Annotated in this window: 19 protein-coding genes; 7 read left to right on the top strand and 12 right to left on the bottom strand. The window is 45.8% G+C overall.

Going from position 1 to position 24,375, the window contains the following annotated elements; translation table 11 throughout:
- The first annotated feature begins 5 nt into the window (after positions 1-5).
- From R7E00_RS13340 to R7E00_RS13325, 4 genes are all read left to right on the top strand, one after another.
- The gene (locus R7E00_RS13340) at positions 6-1,037 is read left to right on the top strand and encodes an efflux RND transporter periplasmic adaptor subunit (protein WP_213907831.1); all 1,032 of its coding nucleotides are present in this window, start codon (positions 6-8) and stop codon (positions 1,035-1,037) included.
- A 1-nt stretch (position 1,038) separates the two neighbouring features.
- The gene (locus tag R7E00_RS13335) at positions 1,039-2,136 is read left to right on the top strand and encodes an efflux RND transporter periplasmic adaptor subunit (RefSeq protein WP_205460897.1); all 1,098 of its coding nucleotides are present in this window, start codon (positions 1,039-1,041) and stop codon (positions 2,134-2,136) included.
- Positions 2,133-5,243: an efflux RND transporter permease subunit VmeI gene (vmeI, locus tag R7E00_RS13330; protein ID WP_262606120.1), complete on the top strand. Its 3,111-nt coding sequence runs from the start codon at positions 2,133-2,135 to the stop codon at positions 5,241-5,243. The genes R7E00_RS13335 and vmeI overlap by 4 nt, the downstream gene beginning before the upstream one ends.
- A 72-nt stretch (positions 5,244-5,315) precedes the next feature.
- Positions 5,316-5,882: a DNA-3-methyladenine glycosylase I gene (locus R7E00_RS13325; RefSeq protein WP_005378109.1), complete on the top strand. Its 567-nt coding sequence runs from the start codon at positions 5,316-5,318 to the stop codon at positions 5,880-5,882.
- Between the two features lie 24 nt (positions 5,883-5,906).
- Here R7E00_RS13325 and R7E00_RS13320 read toward each other — a convergent pair whose 3' ends face one another.
- The 4 genes from R7E00_RS13320 to cls form a co-directional block, all read right to left on the bottom strand.
- Positions 5,907-6,767 carry a lipase secretion chaperone gene (locus tag R7E00_RS13320; protein ID WP_025766863.1) on the bottom strand — a complete coding sequence of 287 codons (861 nt, stop codon included), beginning with the start codon at positions 6,765-6,767 and terminating at the stop codon, positions 5,907-5,909.
- 12 nt (positions 6,768-6,779) lie between these two features.
- The gene (locus tag R7E00_RS13315; protein WP_017820863.1) at positions 6,780-7,685 is read right to left on the bottom strand and encodes an esterase/lipase family protein; all 906 of its coding nucleotides are present in this window, start codon (positions 7,683-7,685) and stop codon (positions 6,780-6,782) included.
- 248 nt (positions 7,686-7,933) lie between these two features.
- Positions 7,934-9,139, bottom strand: coding sequence for a cystathionine beta-lyase (locus R7E00_RS13310; protein WP_042522027.1), 1,206 nt, complete (start codon positions 9,137-9,139; stop codon positions 7,934-7,936).
- A 211-nt stretch (positions 9,140-9,350) separates the two neighbouring features.
- Complete coding sequence (gene cls, locus R7E00_RS13305; protein ID WP_005378105.1) at positions 9,351-10,805, bottom strand: cardiolipin synthase; 1,455 nt, start codon at positions 10,803-10,805, stop codon at positions 9,351-9,353.
- 430 nt (positions 10,806-11,235) lie between these two features.
- Between cls and R7E00_RS13300 the strand changes: the two genes are divergently transcribed.
- The 3 genes from R7E00_RS13300 (at position 11,236) to R7E00_RS13290 (ending at position 14,355) form a co-directional block, all read left to right on the top strand.
- Positions 11,236-12,606 carry a sodium-dependent transporter gene (locus tag R7E00_RS13300; RefSeq protein ID WP_043884644.1) on the top strand — a complete coding sequence of 457 codons (1,371 nt, stop codon included), beginning with the start codon at positions 11,236-11,238 and terminating at the stop codon, positions 12,604-12,606.
- Between the two features lie 83 nt (positions 12,607-12,689).
- Positions 12,690-13,382 (top strand): TIGR01621 family pseudouridine synthase, encoded by a 693-nt coding sequence (locus R7E00_RS13295; RefSeq protein WP_086046635.1) that lies wholly within the window; start codon positions 12,690-12,692, stop codon positions 13,380-13,382.
- 31 nt (positions 13,383-13,413) lie between these two features.
- On the top strand, positions 13,414-14,355 hold the full coding sequence (locus R7E00_RS13290) for a class I SAM-dependent methyltransferase (RefSeq protein WP_213907836.1): 942 nt from the start codon (positions 13,414-13,416) through the stop codon (positions 14,353-14,355).
- Between the two features lie 213 nt (positions 14,356-14,568).
- Here the strand turns inward: R7E00_RS13290 and R7E00_RS13285 are convergent, their stop codons facing one another.
- From R7E00_RS13285 to R7E00_RS13250, 8 genes are all read right to left on the bottom strand, one after another.
- Positions 14,569-15,624 carry a hybrid-cluster NAD(P)-dependent oxidoreductase gene (locus R7E00_RS13285; protein ID WP_258615327.1) on the bottom strand — a complete coding sequence of 352 codons (1,056 nt, stop codon included), beginning with the start codon at positions 15,622-15,624 and terminating at the stop codon, positions 14,569-14,571.
- 81 nt (positions 15,625-15,705) lie between these two features.
- Positions 15,706-17,367, bottom strand: coding sequence for a hydroxylamine reductase (hcp, locus tag R7E00_RS13280; RefSeq protein WP_213907840.1), 1,662 nt, complete (start codon positions 17,365-17,367; stop codon positions 15,706-15,708).
- Positions 17,368-17,541: 174 nt separating this feature from the next.
- Complete coding sequence (gene norR / locus R7E00_RS13275) at positions 17,542-19,071, bottom strand: nitric oxide reductase transcriptional regulator NorR (RefSeq protein ID WP_167415136.1); 1,530 nt, start codon at positions 19,069-19,071, stop codon at positions 17,542-17,544.
- Positions 19,072-19,273: 202 nt separating this feature from the next.
- Positions 19,274-19,753, bottom strand: a complete 480-nt coding sequence (locus tag R7E00_RS13270; protein ID WP_005386695.1) for a glycine zipper 2TM domain-containing protein — start codon at positions 19,751-19,753, stop codon at positions 19,274-19,276.
- A 123-nt stretch (positions 19,754-19,876) separates the two neighbouring features.
- On the bottom strand, positions 19,877-20,488 hold the full coding sequence (locus R7E00_RS13265) for a CDP-alcohol phosphatidyltransferase family protein (RefSeq protein ID WP_042522015.1): 612 nt from the start codon (positions 20,486-20,488) through the stop codon (positions 19,877-19,879).
- Positions 20,481-21,128 carry an ATP-binding cassette domain-containing protein gene (locus R7E00_RS13260; protein WP_065274385.1) on the bottom strand — a complete coding sequence of 216 codons (648 nt, stop codon included), beginning with the start codon at positions 21,126-21,128 and terminating at the stop codon, positions 20,481-20,483. Before R7E00_RS13260 ends, R7E00_RS13265 begins: the two co-directional genes overlap by 8 nt.
- Complete coding sequence (locus R7E00_RS13255; protein WP_258482042.1) at positions 21,094-22,803, bottom strand: ABC transporter permease; 1,710 nt, start codon at positions 22,801-22,803, stop codon at positions 21,094-21,096. Before R7E00_RS13255 ends, R7E00_RS13260 begins: the two co-directional genes overlap by 35 nt.
- A gap of 9 nt (positions 22,804-22,812) precedes the next feature.
- The gene (locus tag R7E00_RS13250; protein ID WP_064353819.1) at positions 22,813-23,973 is read right to left on the bottom strand and encodes an ABC transporter substrate-binding protein; all 1,161 of its coding nucleotides are present in this window, start codon (positions 23,971-23,973) and stop codon (positions 22,813-22,815) included.
- Positions 23,974-24,375 lie beyond the last annotated feature (402 nt).

The following is a 24,375-nucleotide window of genomic DNA, read 5'->3' as shown; positions in this document are numbered from 1 at the left end:
ATGTAATGAGAAGATTGCTCATTCCTATTGCCATCTCGGCTGTCTTGTCGGGGTGCGGTAAAGAACTTCCTCCTGTTCCTGAACCTGAATCGCGCCCTGCGAAGCTATTTACAGTATCTGTTGGCAATGCCCAGTTTGAGCGACATTTTCCTGCCACGACGGAAGCTGGCGATAGAGCAGTACTGACATTTCGAGTTCCTGGGCTTCTTCAAACGATAGAAGTGAATGAAGGTCAAGTCGTCAGTAAAGGTGATGTTTTGGCGTCATTAAACCCAGATGAATATTCTCTGCTCGAACAGCAAGCTCGGGCAAATTTTTTGCTCGCAGATGTGCAATACAAGCGATACCAAAAGCTACGTAAAGACCAAGTAGTATCTGAGCAAGATTTTGATGAGGCAAAAGCGAACCACAACTCGGCAAAAGCTCAATGGAATCAAGCAAAGGCAAACTTAAGGTATACCAAACTTGTCGCGCCATATGATGGAACCATTTCGTACATTCCAGCAGAAAACCATGAATATGTTGCCGCGAAAGAAGGGGTGATGAATATTCAGTCCAACCAACTCCTCAAAGTGATATTCCAAATCCCAGACTATCTTCTAAATCGTTACACGCAGGGGAGCGATGTCTCTGCCAGAATGATATTTGATGCGTTCCCCGAGCGAGCCTTTGATTTAACCTTTCAGGAAATCGATACAGAGGCCGATCCTAAAACGGGCAGTTACAAAGTCACGATGGTCATGGAGCGACCAGCAGAAATAGGCCTTTTGCCGGGAATGTCTGGCAATGCTTACCTCCTGTCCAAAAGTGCAGGAGCGACAAAGATTCCTAACTCCGCGTTGCTAGAAGAGAACGGCAAAACATACGTTTGGCGTGTCGATGAGCAAGGCATTGTGTCCAAAGCCGCAATTGAGATGAATGACAAAAATCAAGTGTTAGCTGGGCTTAACGATGGCGACCAAATCATTATCTCGGGTGTCAGTGTAATTGAACCCGGAATTAAGGTAAGAGCGTGGATTAAGGAAAGAGGGTTGTAATATGAAAGGAATCATCTCTCTAGCGACTTTACTTTCAACGCTTTTTCTCGTTGGCTGTGGGGATAAGGCGCCAGAAAAAGAGCTCGAAACGCCACGAGTTAGAGTTACGTCATTAGCGGGAAGCAAGGTGGATGACAACTTGTACTTCCCTGCGGTTGCGAATGCAGCGGATCGCTCTCATTTGAGCTTCAGAGTGGCAGGAGAAGTCAGCAGCATCATGGTAAAAGAGGGCGACAAAGTCACGAAGGGTGATGTTATTGCAACACTAGATCCCACTGACTATGAGTTGGATGTAGATAATGCGAGTGCGCGTTTTTCTGTTGTCGACAGTCAGTATCGCCGCTCACGCCCTTTGGTCGATAAAGGCCTATTAGCTAAGTCTCAGTTTGATGAAATTGCAGCACAACGACAAATCGCCTTAGCTGAGCTTCAGTTAGCCAAACTTCGTCTATCATTTACTGCCTTAAAAGCGCCCGTGGATGGGATTATTTCGCGAGTTAATATCGACCAATTCGAAAATGTTCAAGTCGGACAGCATATCGTTAATATTCACAGCTTGGAGCGAGTCGAAGTGTTGATTCAGCTTCCTGACCGACTCTATGTGAACCAACCGCCAACGGAAGAAAGGCTTACCGCGATCAAAGCATTAGTGCGCGTGCCCAGTGGTAACGAATATAACGCGACGGTAAAAGAATTTACAACCGAACCCGACCCAACAACAGGTACGTTTACTGTCACACTGTCGCTTCCTATGCCGGAAGAAGAGTACATCCTAGATGGGATGGCTGTTGAAGTAACGTCTAAAGACGAGAATGTTGGGCTTGATCTCAACCTAGGAATTAATGTCCCTATCGAAGCCATTTTTAATGCGGATGGTGACGAGCTGGGGCGCGAAAACAAATTTGTTTGGGTACTGAATGACGACAATACGGTATCGCGCAAACAGGTGCGAGCAGGTAAGGCATCTAAAACGTCCATTCAAATCCTTGATGGTCTCATGCTCAAAGACAAAGTTGTGATTGCCGGTGTTTCTCGATTAAGGGATGGCATGAAAGTGGAAGTGATACAGGAAATGGCTACGCAGGAGGCCGGTCTATGAGCGATCTTAATAAATCAGCGCCTCAAAGTGATGATGATGTGACCGGTATTGCTGCGTACTTCATCCGAAATCGCGTCATCAGTTGGATGTTCGCACTGATATTTTTGATTGGTGGTATCGCCGCATTCTTTGGTTTAGGGCGTCTTGAGGACCCTGCTTTTACTATTAAAGATGCGATGGTAGTGACCTCTTACCCTGGTGCGACACCGCAACAAGTCGAAGAAGAAGTGACGTACCCAATCGAAAAAGCGATTCAGCAGCTTACTTATGTTGATGAAGTAAATTCGATTTCTAGCCGAGGCTTATCTCAAATCACGGTCACGATGAAGAACAATTATGGCCCTGATGATCTACCACAAATTTGGGATGAGTTGCGCCGTAAAGTGAACGACCTTAAAGGGACGTTGCCTCCAGGTGTGAATGAACCTCAAGTGATCGATGATTTTGGTGATGTTTACGGGATTTTGTTAGCGGTGACTGGCGACGGTTATAGCTATAAAGAGCTACTGGATTACGTCGATTACTTACGCCGAGAGCTCGAACTGGTTGATGGTGTGAGTAAAGTTTCGGTATCCGGGCAACAGCAAGAACAAGTTTTCATCGAAGTATCGATGAAAAAGCTGAGCAGTATAGGTCTTGCTCCGGATACCGTGTTTAATCTTCTTTCGACGCAAAACGTGGTTTCTGACGCAGGAGCGATCAGAATTGGTGACGAGTACATCAGAATTCAGCCGACTGGCGAGTTCCAGAGTGTGGAGGAGCTGGGTGATTTGTTGATTACTGAGTCGGGTGCTCAGGGGCTCATCTTCTTGAAAGATGTGGCGGAAATAAAACGCGGGTATGTAGAAGTCCCGAATAATATTATTAATTTTAACGGCAGCCTCGCACTAAACGTGGGTGTTTCTTTTGCTGAAGGCGTCAACGTCGTTGAAGTCGGAAAAGCGTTTGATCATCGCCTTGCAGAGCTAAAGTACCAACAACCTGTTGGTATCGAAATCTCGGAAATTTACAGTCAGCCTAAAGAGGTGGATAAATCGGTTAGCGGTTTTGTTGTCAGCTTGGCTCAAGCTGTCGGTATCGTCATTATCGTACTTCTGTTCTTTATGGGGCTACGTTCAGGTCTGCTTATCGGTTTAATTTTACTGCTGACGGTGTTAGGTACGTTCATTTTCATGAAGTATCTCGCGATAGATTTGCAGCGGATTTCATTAGGTGCCTTGGTTATCGCGTTAGGTATGTTGGTGGACAATGCAATCGTCGTGGTTGAGGGGATTTTGATTGGTACGCAAAAAGGGCGAACTCGACTCCAAGCGGCGACTGACATCGTTACCCAAACCAAGTGGCCATTACTTGGGGCAACTGTGATTGCGGTAACTGCATTTGCGCCCATTGGACTGTCTGAAGACTCGACGGGCGAATACTGTGGCACTTTATTTACGGTTCTGCTGATCTCTTTAATGTTGAGCTGGTTTACCGCTATCTCGTTGACACCATTCTTTGCTGACATCTTCTTTAAAGGCCAGAAGATTAAACAAGGTGAAGGGGAAGAAAATGATCCATATAACGGGGTTATTTTCGTTATTTATAAAAAGTTTCTTCAGTTTTGTATGCGTCGTGCTTGGTTTACCGTTGTGGTGCTGATTGCGGGATTAGCGGCAAGTGTTTACGGGTTCACCTTTGTGAAGCAAGCGTTTTTCCCATCTTCGACAACGCCGATTTTTCAGTTAGATGTATGGATGCCAGAAGGAACTGATATTCGAGCAACTAACACAACGCTTAAAGAGTTAGAAAGTTGGTTAGCTAAGCAAGAGCATGTTGACCATATCACGACGACCGCGGGTAAAGGCTTACAGCGCTTCATGTTAACGTACGCGCCAGAGAAAAGTTATGCGGCTTATGGTGAGATAACCACTCGTATGGAAAACTACGAAGCGTTAAAACCATTAATGGCGAAGTTTCGAGAGTATTTAAAAGCCAACTACCCAGAAATCAATTACAAGCTCAAACAGATTGAGTTAGGCCCTGGTGGTGGTGCAAAAATTGAAGCGCGCATTATTGGTTCAGATCCAACCGTCCTTCGAACGATAGCCGCTCAGGTCAAGGACATCATGTACGCCGACCCTCAGGCAACAAATATCAGGCATGATTGGCGTGAACGAACCCAAGTTCTTGAACCTCAGTTTAACGAGAGTCAGGCTCGTCGCTATGGCATTACCAAATCGGACGTCGATGATTTCTTGTCCATGTCATTCTCTGGAATGACGATAGGCTTATACCGAGACGGCACTACGCTCATGCCTATCGTGGCTCGCTTACCTGAAGATGAACGTATTGATATTCGTAACATTGAAGGCATGAAAATATGGAGTCCAGCACAGAGTGAGTTTATTCCACTTCAACAAGTCACAATGGGTTACGACATGCGTTGGGAGGATCCTATTATTGTGCGTAAAAACCGTAAGCGTATGCTCACTGTGATGGCAGACCCTGATATTCTAGGTGAAGAAACCGCATCGACGTTGCAAAAACGTTTACAGCCCCAAATCGAAGCGATTCAAATGCCTCCTGGCTATTCACTAGAGTGGGGTGGTGAATACGAATCTTCAGGTGATGCTCAAGAGTCACTGTTTACTACTATGCCAATGGGGTACTTGTTCATGTTCTTGATCACTGTATTCCTATTTAACTCTATCAAAGAGCCACTCATTGTTTGGCTTACCGTGCCGCTGGCGTTAATTGGTGTCACTACCGGTTTGTTGGCACTCAACACGCCGTTTGGTTTTATGGCATTGCTCGGCTTCTTAAGCTTATCGGGAATGGTGCTCAAAAATGGCATCGTATTACTGGACCAAATTGAAATTGAAATGAAGTCCGGTAAAGAGGCTTATGACGCGGTCGTTGATGCTGCGGTAAGTCGCGTCCGTCCCGTTTGTATGGCTGCTATCACGACGATCCTTGGTATGATCCCACTGTTGCCAGATATTTTCTTCAAACCAATGGCGGTTACGATTATGTTTGGTTTGGGTTTTGCGACAGTCCTGACACTGATTGTCGTGCCAGTGTTGTATCGTTTGTTCCATAAAGTGGCAGTACCGAAACAGGCTTAGTGCTACTGATATAACGATGAAAAATATCGCGCCTCTAGCTCATCAGTTAGAGGCGCTTTTTAAGGAAGAATAATGACAGAACAAAAAACGTGTGCGTGGGCGATGAATCACCCATTAGAGCGCGAATATCATGATTCCGAATGGGGCGTGCCAGTATATGACGACCAAGTCCTGTTTGAATTTATTACGTTGGAAGGTGCGCAAGCTGGCCTTAGTTGGATCACCATCCTTAAAAAGCGCGAAGGTTACAGAGAAGCGTTCGAGAATTACGATCTAGATGCGTTGGAACAAAGAAATGAAGAACGCGCTGAATACATCGTGGAAAACTTCGATGTTGTGAGACATCGCGGAAAGATTAACTCGGTATTCAGTAATGCCAAAGCGGCCAAAGCGTTAATTGCTGAATACGGGAGTTTATCAGACGCGTTGTGGCAGTTCGTGGATGGCGAACCAATCGTCAATCAATGGCAACATATGAGTGACGTACCAGCTTCGACAGAGCAATCCAAAGCCATGAGTAAATTCCTAAAAAAGAAAGGCTTCAAGTTTGTCGGTGAAACCATCTGTTATGCTTTCATGCAAGCCGTCGGCATGGTGGATGACCATATCGTTGGATGTCCTAAAAAGCAGAATAAGTAACGTTTGGCTATTAAGCTAATGTTGTTAGTTCTGGCTATCATGAATACGTTCCAAAGCTTCGATTCGACGCCATTGAGTGGCATCGAAGCTTTGTTTTCTTAAAGCAATGATTTCTGCCTGTTTTTCGTCTTGCCCTAGAAAATCTCTATTCAGAATATTTTGACGCTGCTTTAAGTAAGTGGCGAGTTGAGTCTCAAATGATGCTCTTTTCTCATCAAGCTTTTGCAGCCTCTGCGCTCCGGCATCTCCTACCAGAGCAACACGGGCGATGTACTTGTCTTGTGAACCAAGCTGAGAAGCTTGCTCGAGCTGCTTTGCTAATGCGTTATTGCGTTCACTTTCTCGTATGTAATCCGGTTGTTCTGATAACGCTTGATTAAGAAGGTGTGTTTGACTCTCGATATCCGATGCCTGTGTTTTAATCGTCAGCTTTTCTAAAGCAAGTTGGCGAAGTCGGTTTTCTTCGTCAAACAATAGGGTTATCTGCACCTCGTTAAAGTATTGAAGCTGTAAGTTCAGTATTGCTTCATTCAGCATGGTTAACTGTTCAAGCGTTAGGTGGTTGTGCTGAAAAGGCTCTAATGCAGAGAGTGCTTGCTTGTAGGAAAGGTAGGTTTGAAAAAGTTGGGCATCAATATTCAGAGTTTGCTTTGCTAAAGTGTCATCATTAACTTCCGCTTTGATCGTATCGAGATCTTCTTCGCCCAGCCGGCTAAGAGAATATTCGAAGAAATCTTTTGGGGAAGAGACATCGGCGGCTATATCTTGCTGAGATGGCGAATGGTTAGAGGTTATCTCTTGTTGTTTGTCGCTTTGCAACAGAGAAAGCGCTCCCACGCCAAATATCGAGAGCAGGATAAAAGTGGTGAGAGCGACTTTCTTCATTGTGATGACCTCTTATAAACCTTGAAGTTTGAGACGATTTGCATGTTGGCGATAAAGCGTGACTGGATCGGTTTCAAAAAGATGATGAATACCGAGCAGGCCGTTAATTTCATCCAAATGGTTCATTTGATAATCATCACGTATGACTTTGCCCAAATGTGTGCTGCACGCACCAACTAAGCCATCATTTGGCCCATCAAAGGCTAAGCCAAGTACCATCATGGCAGCGTCGGTCGGATCGAAAACGTTTGTAAAAGTGGATGATCCGGTCCATGAGTAGTAATAAACGCCATTTGAAGCCAGCAAGTCACCATTACCACATTCACTGGTAGGGACCCCCTCCGGGTAGTGTTGGTTAAACGCTAATGATCCTTCCGTGGTTAATGCTGCTAGTGAGGCTAAAGGGTCTTGGTCGAGATCAGAACCACCTGATAGAAGATTAATAAGAGTAGTTAAGCCTTGCGCCAGTTTTACCGCGAGCTGCTCACTACCCGAACCCTCAGATACGGTGCCACGAACTAAATCTGCCACTTTAGACCCTTTATTAACGCCTCCTATACTCGTAACTGATGCGACTAGGTCAGGACGGACAGAGGCAACATAGCGCGTTGTTGGACCACCATGACTGTGACCAATGAGATTGACTTTCTCTGCGCCTGTTGCTGCAAGTAAGGTTTCTACTTGAGCAAGCAGTTGCTCCCCTCGAACTTCGCTGCTATTGGTCGCGGATACCTGTGCAACATAAACCGTAGCGCCATCTTTTGTTAAGGAATGTGGTATTCCGAAAAAGTAATCAACGCCTGCCAGGGTATCAAAACCAAACAAACCGTGAACCAAGACAATCGGATACTTGGTTTGGGTATAACCTGTTGCAGCGTATACGGAGGTTATTGGGACGGTAACTAAGGTAAAAAGCATTAGCGCTATAAATTTGAGTTTCAAAACTATCTCCTTGTGGTATGACCTCTTATGAATGATAAAAAGTAGGAGAGAAACTCTAAATTTGAAAAGCCTATTTATGGCACATTATTTCATTCTGTGACTGCTCAATTGAAAAACAACACAAATGATTAACATTAATTAATGGTTCGGGCGAATGTTAGTTAATTCTAATTAAGTCAGAGGGTTATAAAAACGCCCCGCAATGCAGGGCGATTCAATCATTGTTATAGGGAGGCTTCTTTTTCAAGCATTAAGGCATTATAACGCGCAAAACCAGCCTCTAAATCAGCGATCAAGTCATTTACGTCTTCTAAGCCAATATGAATACGAACCAAAGTACCTTCAAAGTGTGGGTGAGCTACGGTTCTCAGGCTGTTAAAGCTCTTAGGTTCGTTAGCTAGAATGAGGCTTTCATAACCGCCCCAAGAGTAACCCATACTGAAGTGTTTCATACCATCAAGCAGAGCCGTCGTCGCTTTTGGATAAGACGTTTTGAGAACAAATGAAAACAAGCCGTTTCCACCTGTGAAGTCTCGTTTGAAAAACTCATGGCCAGGGCTTGTTTCTAAAGCTGGATGGCGGACATGATCAACTTCTGGGCGAGAAGCGAGCCACTGAGCGACTTTTAAACTGCTTTCTGCGTGCTGTCTTAGGCGAACATCCAACGTGCGAATACCTCGAAGACCTAGGTATGCGTCGTCAGGAGAAACGCACTGACCCATCAGGTAGCTTTGTTCACGAAGCTGATCCCAATACTTTTCAGAAGCCACAGCAGTACCTAGCATGACATCTGAATGTCCAACGATATACTTAGTCGCCGCTTGAATGGAAATGTCTACGCCATGCTCGAAAGGAGAGAAGTTCACGCCAGCTCCCCATGTGTTGTCAAGCATCACAATGATATCTTGCTCGTGGGCAATGCGCGCTAATGTAGGTACATCTTGGACTTCCATGGTTATTGAACCAGGAGATTCCAAGAAAAGGACTTTGGTATTCGGCTGAATCAAGTCTCGGATACCTTCACCGATCATTGGGTCATAATAGGTGGTTTCGATGCCCATCTTTTTCATGATGGTGTTACAAAAGTCACGAGTTGGTTCGTAACAAGTGTCCACCATTAGAATGTGATCGCCAGTTTCAACGAAAGAGAGGATGGCATTTGAAATTGCTGCCGTTCCACAAGGGTAAAGCGCGCAACCAGCTCCACCTTCAATCTCAACCATTGCGTCTTGGAAAGCAAAGTGCGTGTTGGTGCCTCGGCGACCATAAAACAACGTTTTGTTTGCACGATTAATGGTGGCTTGGTTCTTTTCTGCAACTGTATTGAATACCACAGTTGAAGCGCGTTGAACGGGTGGGTTTACAACACCATTTGTCCACTTTTTATCGCGGCCAGCGGTAATGAGTTTGGTTTTTTTTCCCTCTGACATAAAAGTTCCCTGTCTTAAATATTGCGGTTTGGAATATTTAAAACATGGACGACGTAGGTTATGCAAGGGAAAAGTCAACTATCAGCCAATAACAGCCAAGATGAACAGGTAATGATGTCGAGAGGTATCGTGTAGATAGGGAGCTAAAAGAACAAACCTCCAGCAGGATGCATGTAGCGCTGGAGGTTTTTTAGCCTGTGTATTTGAGGTATTAGAGGAGTGGGTTGAAGAGATAGAACACTCGCTCTAAGAACCGAGAAAATAGGCTCCTTTTCTCCCATTCTTCCAATACAACAGTGTGAGATTGCTTAATATAGCTATCTTGTAACCAAGACATTTGCTTGGTGAACTCTTCGTCATCAACGGCGAGGGTCACTTCGAAGTTCAGCCACAAGCTGCGCATATCCATGTTTACGGTGCCAACTAAACAGAATTGGTCGTCAATTACGACAGATTTTGTATGCAGTAAACCACCATAAAACTCATAAATCTTGACCCCTGCACTCAAGAGCTCACTATAAAAAGCGCGTGACGCCCATTGCACCATCATAGAGTCATTTTTATGGGGAATAATGAGTTCAACGTCAATGCCTCGTTGTGCTGTCATCTTTAACGTTTCGAGTAAATCAGCATTGGGCACGAAATATGGTGTTGTGATTCGTACCGAGCGATTGGCTTGGTTTATTGCCAATGTTAATACTTGATAGATCAGATATTCCGGCATACCTGGGCCAGAAGGCACAACCTGAATAGGGTGTTGGAATTCACTCTCATCGATCTTGCATTCAGGTAGTCTTGGTAAATGACGCTCGCCAGTTTCGACTTCCCAATCCCAACAGTGGATGGCACTCAATACGTTTACCGTTGGTCCTGTAATGCGAACCATGATATCCACCCAATGCCCGACGCCACTGTTTTGCTTGAAGTAAGCCGGGTCAACCAAGTTCATTGAACCTGTATAAGCAATTTCATCATCAATTACGATGATCTTGCGATGTTGGCGAAGATCAAGACGACGTAAGAAAATACGCCACATCTTCACTTCTAGCGCTTGAATAACTTCAATTCCAGCATCCTGCATCATTCGATACCAAGGGCTTCTGAAAAAACGCGGACTACCTGCTGAATCGAGCAATAGCTTGACATCTACGCCGCGTTTAGCCGCTTGGATAAGTGCAGAAGCGACAGAGTCAGCCAAACCACCTGGATGCCAAATGTAGAATACCATTCGAATACTGCTCTGCGCGTTTTCGATGTCTTCAATAATGGAATGCAAAATCTCATTAGGTGACTGTTGCAGCGACAATGTATTACCGCTCAATGCGGGAAGACCAAGGCGGTTGTTACAAAGTTCATCAATTCGGTAGATGTGCCTTCCCATCGTTTCTGGGTTGTGCGCGTTACAGTCGTTCAACTGACTGAACCACTTCTCGAATGGTGTAAACATCTCTTTCGCACGTTCGGCTCGCTTTCTGCCTAAGTTCAGTTCACCGAAGAGGAAATAACATGCGACACCCAGAACGGGAAGGATATAAATGATCATTAGCCAAGCTAAAGACACGCTCACTGCACGGCGCTTTAAAACGACACGAATGGTCACACCTGCGACCAGTAACCAATATAGCCCGATGCCAGCTAAAGTAAGAAAGTGATAAAACTTGTCCATATACGCTCAGAGTAATATGCCCTTCTAGGATATTAAGCATAAAAGTGGGTTGGGGGAATAGATTTCCCATTCAGACGTGGGATTGACCTTATATGAGGAACGAATTTCATAACAGCTGATTCTGTTATTTTAATGTGAAAAATAAGGTCATTCTTTAACTTTTGAACAAAAAAACAGCATTTAACCTGCGTAACTCGACACTTGTGCGATAAATGTACTTTTTTGGGGTTCCAATTTTAAAGGGGAGCTGCTTTACTTTCTAGACATAGTGCGTCGAACGCTTATTTTATAAGTGTACAATAATTTTTACATAAACTTTTTAGACGCCTATCTCTATGCATACACAACAAACTAATTTTGGAGAAAAAGCGTGGCTACAACTAATACAGCAGCACCACGTGATACGTGGGGGTCTAAACTAGGCTTCGTAATGGCAGCAGCGGGTTCCGCTGTCGGTTTAGGCAATATATGGAAATTCCCTTACACAGCAGGTGAGAGTGGCGGCGGTGCATTCGTTGCTATCTATCTTATCTTTGTAATTTTTATCGGCTTTAGCGTGATGCTGACAGAGTTCGCTATTGGTCGTAAGACAGGTCTTTCTGCCGTAGGTGCATTCAAAACAACTGACCGACGCTGGACGTTCACTGGCGTTATGGGAGTCTTCAGTGGTCTTTTGATCATGGGCTTCTACCCTGTGGTTGGTGGTTGGGCATTGGCCTACATCTTTAAAGTGGGTGGTGGTCTACTCAGCGCGCCAGAAGCAATTGGCGACAGTTTTGGCGGTTTCATCTCAGATCCGATTCAACCTTTAATGTGGATGGGTGTTTACCTGTTCCTTAACGTCATGATCGTGATGAAAGGGATTTCGGGTGGTATTGAGAAAGCCGGTAAGGTTCTGATGCCGCTTCTGTTCTTAATCCTAATCGTTGTTTCTGTTAAAGGCTTGATGCTGCCAGGTGCAATGGCTGGCCTTGAGTTCTTATTCATGCCGGACTTTTCTAAAGTCGACAGCAACGTAGTTCTTGCTGCACTAGGGCAGGCGTTCTTCTCACTTAGCTTAGGTATGGGTTGTATGATGACGTACGGTTCTTACCTGAAGAAGAAAGAGAACCTAGTTCAAACAACCGGTATGGTTACAGCGATGGATACTGGTGTCGCGATTCTTGCTGGTGTTGCTATGTTCCCAGCAATGTTTGCCTTTGGCATGGAGCCTGCGGCAGGCCCTGGTCTTGTATTCGTTGTCGTTCCTCAGCTATTTGCTGAAATGGGCGGTGTGATTGGGTTGCTATTCGCGTTGTTATTTTTCATCGGTTTGACGGTGGCGGCATTAACTTCTTCAGTATCACTATTGGAAGTTGTCGTGTCTTACCTAATTGACGAGAAAGGCATGAAGCGCTCTAACGCAGTTCTGTCTGCAAGTGCAGTTATGGCGGCATTATGTATTTTTGCGTCACTATCGTTAGGTGGAATGGGACCAACGCTGTTTGGTACCGGTGCCTTTGATATCTTCGACTTGCTAACGGACAAAATCTTCCTAGCGGTTGGTGGTATGTTGGTTTGTATCTTTGCTGGATGGCGCCTAAGCCGTGCTGAGCTAGAAAAAGAGATCACTAATGACGGCGAAGTATCCTTCCCGTTATTTGGATTGTGGTACAACCTAGTTAAATACCTGATTCCTGTTGCGATTGCTATTGTTGCCTTCATGGGGATTAAGTCTGGCTTTGATAGTGGTAAAGGTGAAATCATGCTGCTGGGTATCGCAATCATTGGTCTTGCTGGTATTTTCTCTAGAAAGCTCTAGCTCAGGCCTTAGGGCAAGCCTCGATAGCTTTGTCCGATAACTTATGTATACTGCTGGCTCCAAACGTGGAGCCAGTTTTTTTTATGTTCGATATTCTACATACCCATCCCGATTTTCTGATCATCAATAAGCATCCCAACGTCTCTGTTCATAAAGACGATGGCGACACAATGCTGCTGCAAGAAGTGGCTAAGCAGAGTGGTGATCAGCAGCTCTATCTTATCCATCGCTTGGATAAAATGACATCGGGTATTCTGCTCCTCGGACGCAACGCCAAAGCGGCCAGTGCGTTATCGCAAGCCTTCGCTGACCGCCAAGTAGAAAAGTTCTACCTAGCGATTGGCTCTAAAAAGCCGAAAAAGAAACAAGGTTTGGTCGTTGGTGATATGGAGCGTTCGCGCCGTTCATCATGGAAGCTGGTCAACAGCAAAAATAACCCAGCCGTCACCCAGTTTTTCTCTCTTGCGGCAGAGCCCGGAGAGCGCCTATTTTTATGTAAGCCACACACTGGTAAAACGCATCAAATCCGCGTGGCATTAAAATCGGTTGGCTCAGGTATTGTTGGCGACCCGATTTACAATGCAGGCAATGAGGCTGATCGCGGTTACCTGCATGCATTTTCACTTTGCTTCCAATACCGAGATGAGCAATATCGCTTTGTTTGCGATCCACGAGAATACCAAGTGCTGGGTAACAAATGGCACAATGAAATCGTCTCTCAGGGGTTGGATACTTGGCTTTCCCCTTGGGAACTGAGCTGGCCTACGATCAAATAACCGTCACAAAGAAAACTAATAAGAGAACTCGATGCAAGTATCACAACTTCCGCTGTTTTTTCAGCATCTAGAAACCGAGCTCGCGCAAGCTCCGAACGAAATTCGTCGACTGTTTCATGGTCGTGGCCGTCGTTTTGAGGGCCTAGAGCAAATCACCTGTGACTGGTTACAAGGTCAGTTGATCATCAACTTGTTTAAAGAAGTCGACGACGCGTTTCTCGCTGAGCTGAAAAGCGGCCTCAATGCGTTGGCACTATCACCACTGTGGGCAGACAAGCAAGGTCGCACTATGGTTCTTCAGCACCGTTATGCCGATGGTGCGCCTTCAGAAGTGCTTGTCGGTGAATTAGACGCTCGCCCTGTCGTTGAAGAAAGTGGTTTGAAATACCAATTGGATATTGGCCGCAACCAAAACTTCGGTCTGTTTTTGGACATGCGCTACGGTCGTGATTGGGTACGCGAAAATGCCAAGCATAAAAACGTGCTCAACTTGTTTGCTTACACGTGTGGCTTTTCTGTCGCTGCCATTGCGGGTTGCGCAGATAAAGTGGTTAACGTCGACATGGCGAAAGCGTCGCTGTCTAAAGGTCGTGAGAACCACAAGCTAAATGGTCATAACATCAACCAGGTAAGCTTTATGGGGCACGATATCTTTAAATCTTGGGGTAAGATTAAGAAATCTGGTCAGTATGACTTGATCATTATCGATCCGCCTTCATTCCAGAAAGGCAGCTTTGCGCTGACTAAAGACTACAAAAAGATTCTACGTCGATTGCCGGATTTGTTGGCAGAAGGCGGTCAAGTGATGGCATGTGTGAACTCACCATCTGTGACAAGCGACTTCTTGATTGAAAGCATGAAAGAAGAAGCGCCAGAGTTGACATTCCGTGAGCGTCTGGATAACCCGCCAGAGTTTATGGACGTAGACAGCGAAGCAGCATTGAAAGTGTTGTTGTTTAGCGAGAAGCAATGACGACGAAACGAAAGTTGTACCTATCTATAATACCAGCCGTTTGAGTACGGCTGGCATCTCCGCGATACCCCGTCAATCTGAATAGCGAGACGCGAGTGTGATTCAGAGTCTATTATCAGAGTGAGTTATTCCTAACACGCTGATATTAGATTCCTGACCTCGCCTAGGCTCGTCGGAATGACGGGAAACAATAAAAGATCGATACCAGCAGCATTAACCGATCTGCACTTCAAGATCCGCTTCGATGATTGATGAGCAGGCGAGCACATAGCCTTGTTCAATTTCTTCTGGCGTCAATGTTTCTAGGCTAGTGGAAGAGACGTTGCCTTTACGAACCTTGCATTTGCACGAGCCACAAATTCCGCTTCGACAAGCGACGATTAATGGTAAACCTGCGCCTTCGAGCACATCGGCCAGTACCTGACCTTTTTGCGCATCGATGCTTTGAGCAAAATCAGGAACAAAAACGTTAACCGTCTCATCGGAGACCGATGTTTCTGCGCCAGTCGCTGGCGTAAAACTCTCTTGGTAGAAGTTCGTCATGTCAAAACCAAGGTCATTCAAATAGCCGTGTACATCTAGCATAAACTGGCTTGGACCACACAGGTAAACGGTGCGCTGTTTGAAATCAGGAACAAGCTCTTTAATCCAGTTGGCATTCAAACGACCTTGTGGGTGTGACGTTCCTTCGCGGTTTTTCAGCAACAGCTTTAAATGGAAGTTGGGATATACGGCGTCTAACGTTTCTAGCTGATCGTAGTAAATCGTCTCTTCTGGGCTGTGTGTGATATGAAGAAATGCGATGTCCACATCGTTGTCGTTTTCATCTTGATTACTCAGCCAGTGCTTTGCCATCGAAAATACGGGCGTGACGCCGCAACCTGCACTGATAAGCAAGGCTCTTGTTTCGCCATCACGTAAAACGGGTGGGTGGTCAATGCAGTTAAATTCGCCCGCTGGTGGTAATGCTTGAACGGTATCACCGAGCAGCAGCGAGTCAACGATGTAGTTCGATACTTTACCGCCAGATACTCGTTTGATGGTGAGTTGAAGGTGATCGTCTTCATTGATCGAGCTGATTGAATAGGCACGAAACTCCATTTTTCCATCAATTTCGACGCCCAAGTTAATAAACTGGCCAGGTTTAAACTGAAACAGAAGTGACTCGGTTAGTTCAGCCAATTTGATGCTGACGGTGTCGTGTGTTTCGAAGTATTTGTCGATGCAACGGAGTGTGACGGGTTGGTTACCTTGCCATTCAAAAAACATAACAATCTCTTTGGTTGTGGCTATTTTGGGTTCGAAATAGATAGCGCCTCCGCGTAAGGAGGCGCGTAACAAGCAAGTTTATTAAGCTGCTAGGATGGCTTTTAGATCATCCTGAACATTGCCAATACTGCGCATATCGAACTTCTCTTGGATGATGGCGATTAGGTTTGGCGTTAGGAATGCCGGTGCAGTAGGGCCTGTGTAAATGCCTTTCACGCCCAATGCAAATAGCGTTAGCAAGATAACGATCGCTTTTTGCTCGAACCAAGAAAGCACAAGCGTGAGTGGTAGTTCATTGATGTCACAGTCAAACTCTTTCGCCAGTGCAAGTGCAAGCTGGATTGCAGAGTAAGCATCGTTACATTGGCCCACATCCAATAGGCGAGGGATGCCGTTGATATCTCCGAACGTATTCTTGTTGAAGCGGAACTTACCACACGCCAAGGTCAGGATTAGCGTGTCTTCTGGCGCTTCAGCCGTAAAATCGGTGTAGTAGCTGCGTTCCGCTTTATCACCATCACAACCGCCGACTAGGAAGAAGTGTTTGATGTTGCCTTGCTTCACTTGGTCGATAACCGCAGGGGCGGCGTTCATCAGTGCATTGCGACCAAAACCAACCGTGATGTGGTGTTCGATTTCATCGTGTTGGAAACCGTCTTGCGCTAGAGCACATTCAATCACTTGGCTAAAATCATCGCCTTCGATGTGAGCCACACCAGGCCAGCCAACAATACTACGAGTGAATAAACGGTCTGCGTATTGACCCACATTTGGATTCAACAAGCAGTTTGACGTCATTACGATTGCACCAGGGAAGTTGGCGAATTCTTTCTGCTGGTTTTGCCATGCGCTGCCGTAGTTACCGACAAGATGAGAGTATTTCTTCAGCTCAGGGTAGCCGTGTGCAGGCAGCATTTCACCATTGGTGTAAACGTTAATGCCTTTGCCTTCGGTCTGTTGCAGGATTTTTTCTAGGTCATGCAAATCATGGCCAGAAACAAGAATACATTTACCTTTTACTGGCTTGACGTTCACCGTGGTTGGTTCTGGATGGCCGAAGGTCGTTGTTTCACCTTGGTCGAGCATTTCCATCACTTTGTAGTTCATCAGGCCGATGCGCATTGAGCAATCAAGTAGTTCGCCAAGATCTTCAGGGTCTGTGCCCAACCACGCCATGATTTCATGGTATTCGGCATAGATATCGTTGTTGGTTTGCTCAAGAACACGTGCGTGCTCCATGTATGCTGCGGCACCCTTAAGGCCGTATAGGCAAAGTAGGCGTAGGCCAATAACATCTTCATGTACTTGGTCCTTACCACGGTTCACCGCGACTTGAGGAGCAAAAGTTAAGATCGCTTCTGCGCTGTTTGGTAGATCGAAGTTGGCAACGGCAGGAATGTCAGTAAGGTTGGTGTTTGACAAAGTCGCAGCAGACATTACTTGCTCTTTTAACAATGCTTTGTACGTTGCGGCTTGAGAAGTTAACTCTAGGATGCGTTCAGGGTCGAAGTTAACGTTCGTCAATGTAGAGAAAAATGCCTTGGGTGCCCATTGGTTGATTTCATCGTTAATGATGTTGAATTCAAGTGCTTTTGATGCCCAAAAAGAAACCCCTTGCAGTGTGTAAACCAACACGTCTTGCAGGTCAGATACTTCAGAAGTTTTACCACACATACCTTGTGCAAAAGAACAACCTTTAACAGCAGGGGTTTGAATTGTCTGTTCACATTGAATACAGAACATATTGGGTTCTCCAGTGATTGTTTTAATAGTCGTGATGTTGACCACTAGAGAGCAGAATGCGTGCCAATTATTATCTTGTTGATTTTTAATGATTTTATTTGTTTTTGATAGGGCGAGTGATGTAATTAAGACAACGTAAATGATGTCTTAATTACATCAGCTTCTTGTGGTTGGTTATTTATTGATCCCGAGCTTTTTACCCATTCGATATAAGTTCCCGCGATCCATTTGCAAAAACTCCGCTGCTTTTGCCCAAACGCCACCAGTTTGGCTTAAAGCATGTTCAATTAAATCACGTTGATAGCTTTCTATCAGTTCTCGCATTGGTTGGCTTTCTTTGGGTAAATAATGCGATGTGTTTTTTACATCACCGAGAGCCAATGAGGTGTCGAAATGGTTAAGCATGATCGTGCTTGCACCTTGTTGAATAGCGTGTAAAGCCGCGCGAGTTAAAGTGTGTTCGAGCTCGCGTACGTTTCCGTACCAAGGTGAAGACTCCAGTTGAGCCAACACCTTAGGGTGAACGTGCAGGTTGGGCGCATTAAATTGTTGGCGTACTTTTTCTAACAGGTATCCTGCTAAAACGGGAATATCTCCGTCACGGGCACGCAGTGGGGGGACTTGGATTGGGAACACGTTTAAACGGTGGAAAAGGTCTACTCGAAACGTGCCAGCTTCGACCTCTTTTTCTAATTGTCGATTAGTCGCGGCGATGATGCGCACATTGACCATCAAATGCTGATCGCTACCTACACGTTGCAGCTCGCCTTGTTGAATCACACGTAGCAATTTTGCTTGCAAAATCAAAGGCAGTTCGCCCACTTCATCAAGGAAAATCGTTCCACCGTCTGCCAGTTCAAACTTACCGGCACGGTGGCTATTAGCACCTGTAAATGCGCCTTTGACATGGCCAAACAGTTCACTCTCAGCCAGACCTTCAGGCAGGGCCGCACAGTTGACGTAAATCATCGGCTTATCGCTACGATGAGATTGCGCGTGTACCGAGTGCGCGACCAGTTCTTTACCAGTACCGGTCTCTCCTGTGATAAGTACTGCGTAATCTGATTGAGCAACGGTCGCAATGTTGTTTCGTAACTGGTTGATCTGTGGACTCAAACCCACCATTTCACCATGTTGAGAACGGGCTTGCTGGATAAGGGTTTGAGTGACGCTTTTTTGCTTCTGGTTTTGCGCTTTGAGCGCTTTTAACTGAGCAATGTTACGCAATGTCGCAGCGGTCAAAGCCGCAAAGGTTTCGATAGCGACAGGATCGATGCCATCAAACGCGCCCACCGTTAGTGCATCCATCGTTAGTGCGCCAACAAGTTGGCCTTCGACATACAAGCTAAAGCCCATGCAATCGTGAACATCAATGCATTGGTCTTCAGTTAATAGTGTGCCGTCGAAAGGATCCGGCAGTGAACAATCGGCATCGAAACGCACCGGTTCACGGCTATGAATAATGGCATCTAAGCGAGGGTGCGCCTTGGGGAAATAGCGACGACCTAAGACCGAGCTGGATAAGCCTTTTACCGCGACAGGAGTTAGAAACCCATCCTCATCGAAGATAAACAGGCAGCTCGCATCACATGGGAATACTTGCGCGACCCCATCAATGAGATTTTGATATTGCTGCTCGTGAGAGCGATTTGAGCTGAGGTTTAGCGCGATATTAAGGAATACGTGGTCAACAGTCGGAGTCATAACAAGCCCAAAGTTATCTGGAATGGGCTCATGCTAGCAACTTGATGTCATTTGAACATCGAAAGGTGTGGGAGATTGATGTTCCATTGACGACGATCAAGTTTGATACGAAAAGAAACGCGCAAGTTAACAAGCCAGTGATGTAAGCTTGCGCGGATTAGGTGTTTGAATTAAAGCAGGCCAAAGGTTTGGTTCGTCCGAATTAACGAGGAACGACTCTGGCGTCATTACCAGAAACATTGATTTGGACCGCTTGGCCTGGTTGGAAAATCATGTTTGGATTTGCTTCTTGAACAATAGAGATAATCTTTCCGTCCTCTAAACGAATGGTCAGATTCACGCCATTTCTTTTCGCGGTTGCTTCAGCCGCTTTGCTGCCTGCATAGCCACCCAATAGACCACCACCAATGGCAGCGATATCCGAGCCAGAACCGCCCCCAACTTTTGAGCCTAAGATCCCGCCCACGGCAGCACCAGCGATGGTGCCAATGGCATTGGATTGGGTAGAGGCATCAATGGTTACGGGTTCTACTTTTTCTACTGTGCCGTAGTAAACCTGCTGAACTTTGCGAGTGTCGGATGAGCCGTATGCATCTCCGTACGGGTTAGGTGAGCTACAGCCGCCAAGCACGAGCGCACAAGTAATGGTGAGCAACATGCCTAAATTGATCTGTTTTTTCATATAGCCTCCGAATGGTTTCTTCATTCAAAGAGTATATACCCCAATTTAACCTGCGTTTTGGTGCTTTATAAAACAGTGGCTTAGCGGCCTGTCCCTTAAGGAAACGCGATTGTCTAAGCAGTATTAATGATCGTTAAGCGTATGAAACCCTGAATAAATACGTGTAAAAGTAGTAAACCAGCATGCCGCGCCAAAGATATACGCGATGACGGCAAAGTGTTGCGGTAGCAAACAAAATAAAACCAAGCAGCCAATGGTTTCTGTACCTTCGGTTAAGCCGCTCATGTAGTAAAGCGATTTGTTTTTATATACCGGATTATCGATGCCTTGTTTTCCTGCCATGATGGCAAAAGCCAAAAAGCTACTACCAGTGCCGATGAAGGAAAAAATCAAAAATGCGCCTGCAACGGCATTGTGCTCTGGGTTGGCAAGCACAAAGCCAAAAGGAATCAACGAATAGAACAAAAAATCTAAGCTGATATCAAGAAAACCACCCGCATCGGTAATGCCTTGAATCCTCGCCAGTGCACCGTCTAACCCATCACAGATTCTGTTCAGCAAAATAAACAGCAACGCCAACAAGTACTGTTCGGTGATCAAAGCCGGCAGGGCAAAACAGCCAAGTACAAAACCAAACACTGTCGTCTGATTTGCAGTGATACCACATTTATCGAGATATTTCGCACTGAGTGCCAGCGGTTTGCGGATGAGCTTTATACTCAGGCTATCAAGCATGATTTGTCTCCCACGGCCAGTTTAGGCAGCTGCTGCCATCAGGAATATCGTCTTCATCGTGCGTTACCATCAAAGTAGGGATGTTCGCTTGCTGCAATTGTTCGACCACCCAATTGCGAAATTGCACGCGCAGGTCTTTATCCAGCTTGCTATAGGGCTCATCAAGTAGCGCAACTTTTGGCTTTGCTAGCAGCATACGAGTCAATGAGATACGGGCACGTTGCCCTCCCGAAATTTGGTCAGGAAAGGACTCTGCTAGTTTGGTCAATGAAATGTTCTTCAGTGCTTGCATAGCGTGAGCTTTACGCTCTTCACCTTTGATTGAGTTTGGTAGCGCGAAGGCAAGGTTCTCCCACACCGTTAAATGAGGGAAGAGCAAATCTTCTTGGAATAGAATACCGACCTGACGCTTATGGGCAGGGAGGGCATCCAACTTTTCGTTATCAAGCGTAATGGATCCAGAGTAGTTGAACTCGGCGGATAGGTGCCCGGCAATGGCATCCAACAAAGTGGATTTACCACAACCGCTAGGCCCCATCAGGGTAACGATTTCACCTTTTTCTACGGTCATGTTGAACGCTGAAAAAAGCGCGTCGCCATTGGTTTTACGGATGGCGAGGTTTTCGAGACAAAGACTCATTCAGTAGTAAACCTTTTATAGACAAGCGGCGATACTTCCTGTGCAAGTGGCTAAGCAGTATCGCAAAAGAAAAGAACAAGAATGGCAGCAGAGCTTGCCAAATGGCGTAAATAGCGGTGACACGTCGGTCAAAACCACTGGATAGTGCAACGGCTTCGGTTGTGATGGTGCTAATGCGCCCAGCCCCTAGCACCAATGTTGGTAGGTATTGCGCCAGGCTGACACTAATACCGACAGCCCACGCGAATGCAATTGCAGGCAGGAGGATTGGCAGTTTCACTTTTAACCAAGCTTGCATCGGTGTTTTACCCAAGCTGAGTGCGACGCGAGTTAAGCTGTTATCGAAGCTGCGCCACGGCCCGTCTAGCGAGAGGTAAATAAATGGGAATGCGAAGAACACATGCGCCCAGCATACCCAAAAGAAATACGCGTTACTGTTTAAGTACAGCGTCACTACTTGCATACCGAATAGCACGGATAGCTGAGGAATCAGCATTGGGATGGCGATGATGTAACCGGGCACCTGCCAGCGATAACGAAGGCGATACTCATGTGCGATCAAGGCAAGGGCTAGAGCGACAGTCGCGCTGATAACGGCAATCAGCATGCTCTGTTCCAGCGTGCCAAGAATACTGTGCCATTCGTATTCCCAAAAACGCAGGCTGTAACGGCTTGGGAGCAAATCTGGAAAGCGCCAACGTTGAGCAAAGCTCCACACCACCATGAGTGGAATCATTAGAAGTGCAAGTAGCGCGACCAGTGAAAATAGGGTTTTACCGGGTAAACGAAAACCGTTTCGACCAGAGTACTGCCAGCGTTTGAAGCCTTTGGTAATACACCATTCCATTAAGCGTGCAAATCCAATCAAAAGGCTAGCGATCGCAAACAGTATTACTGCGCCAGCGGCAGCTCTTGGTAGGAGCGATAAATCTGGATCGTTAAACCATTGCCATACCAAAACCGCAAACGTGGGTGGGTTGGTAGGGCCAATAATCAGGGCGATATCGACAACGGACAAACTGTAAGCCAATACCGCCAGCATTGGGAAACGAAGTTTTGCTAACCATTGCGGAAATACGCATTTCCACCACGCTTGCGCGGAACTGTAGCCCATCGAGTGACTGACTTTTTCAACCTTATCGACTTTCAATTGCTGAAGGATCGGAATACTCATCAACAATAAAAACGGCACTTCTTTAATCGCAAGCATGATGACCAAACCGAGTGCATGTGGGTCCTTAATCAGCAATGCTAAGTCATTCACCGTTTGTGCATTCGGGTCGTAACCAAACAGTTGGTTGAGAACACGAACGCCCATACCAGTTGGGGCAAACAAGAACGCAAAGCCAATTGCAAACGCGACGTGCGGCATCGCGAGAAGTGGGGAAAGGCTAACTTCAATTTTTCGCCAAAACTTACTGCCCCAAGAGGCTTGTAGAATTGCAAATGCGATGAAGCAAGCCAAGTAGCTACTGAAAATGGCAGAGTAGAAAGTAAGCCCGATGGATGTCCAAACACCCTCCCAATCAAAAACAGCGTTAAAGCCATCTAAAGAAAAGTGGTGCAAGCCGATAGGAGGCACATAACCGAGCGCAGAGACCACCACTCCAAGTAGTCCCGGAATGGTAGGCAAAATACAAACTGCGATAATGACTAAATACAGCGCTCTTAACATGGATTCTTACTAATTCCCGTAGCGTTTCAACCATTCTTTTTCTAACGCCGCTTGCCAACTTGGATGTGGCTCAGCGATAGATTTGAATTGTTGAGTGTTTTTGGCCGAACCAGTTAGGTATTGGTTGCTTAGTACCGAAGGGTCGCCCCAGATGTTTAGGTTACCTTTGCGAGACTGTGCTTCAGGGCTCAATAAAAAGTTTATCGCAACTTGTGCACCAGCACTGGCATTTGCGTTCCAAGGAATCGCTAAAAAGTGGATATTTGAGAGTGCTCCTGCGTCCATTGCGTACGCTTTGGTGCTCTCTGCAAGATTACCGCTCGACTGCGCAGAGAAAACCGCGTTCGGGTTAAAGGTAATCGCCAGGTCAGTCTGACCATCATCTAGTAGCTGAAGGGTTTCTGCTGTACCACCTGGAAACTGCTTACCACCGCGCCAAGCGACTTTATGGAACTCATCTAGATAAGACCACAGCGGTTGAGTGACTTGCTCAAACGTGTTATCGGTAACTGGTTGTTGCAGCTCAGGGGCGTTGTTAGACAGTTCAATGAGTAATGCTTTGATAAAGCTTGTGCCATGAAACTCTGGTGGTCGAGGGTAAGTCAGGCGATTCGGGAACGCTTTTGCATAGCTCAGCATTTCTGCGAATGATTTTGGAGGGTTATGGAGGGTTTGCTCGTCATGGATAAACACTAATTGTCCTACTCCCCAAGGTGCTTCTAGACCTTCTGTTGGCTCGGAGAAGTCCACATCAATTGGTAGAGATTTATCCACATATTGCCAGCTTGGCAAACCTTCGACAAAAGGACCAAATAGCAATTGGTTATCCTTCATTGATTTGAAGTTTTCGCCATTGATCCAAACCATATCAACACTGCCACCGCTGTTTTTGCCTGCCGCTTTTTCTGCGATAAGTCGAGTAGTGGTCTCAGAAATATCAGTTACTTTAACGTGGTTTAGCGTCACGTTATAACGTGATTTTAGCTCTCTACTCGCCCACTGTATGTAGCGATTAATTTCTTGGCTTCCGCCCCAAGCATGAAAGTAGACGGATTGCCCGTCGGCTTGATGTTCGATTTTTTGCCATTCGCTATTCACTGATGAATCGGCAAAAGAAGGTGTCGCAAAAGTCGTGGCTAAAATGCCAATGCTGCTGAGTAGCTTTTTCATATCTATTCCGTGTTATGTCTTTTGGTTCTTGCTTTCGTTTCTATTGACGTTTTCGCAAGTCGTTCCGCTCTGTTACAAGGATAGTAATTCATCTCTCTCTATTATCAATGCCAATCCCAAACGGAATCACTCATTGATTCAAAGAATTACTCTCAATGTGAAGCAAAACGAAGAAAGGACAAATTTGGTGTCATTCTAGGAGCGGACCGTTTGTTTGAGGATATTCTTTCAAGTAATTGAAAATTATTGTCCCCAGAGATATGAATAGGTTGTTTTACAGAGCAAAATTGATGTTTAAAGCATGGAATTGAGGGCAAAAGAGAAAGAAAGTTTGTCACTTAAATGACTTTGGCATGCACGACCAATGACTCGTGGACATAAAAAAAGCAGCCGTCTGGCTGC

The organism is Vibrio sp. Vb1755, from assembly GCF_033338635.1.
GTDB classification, from domain to species: Bacteria; Pseudomonadota; Gammaproteobacteria; order Enterobacterales; family Vibrionaceae; genus Vibrio; species Vibrio alginolyticus.
This window is presented reverse-complemented; position numbering and strand designations above follow the sequence as displayed.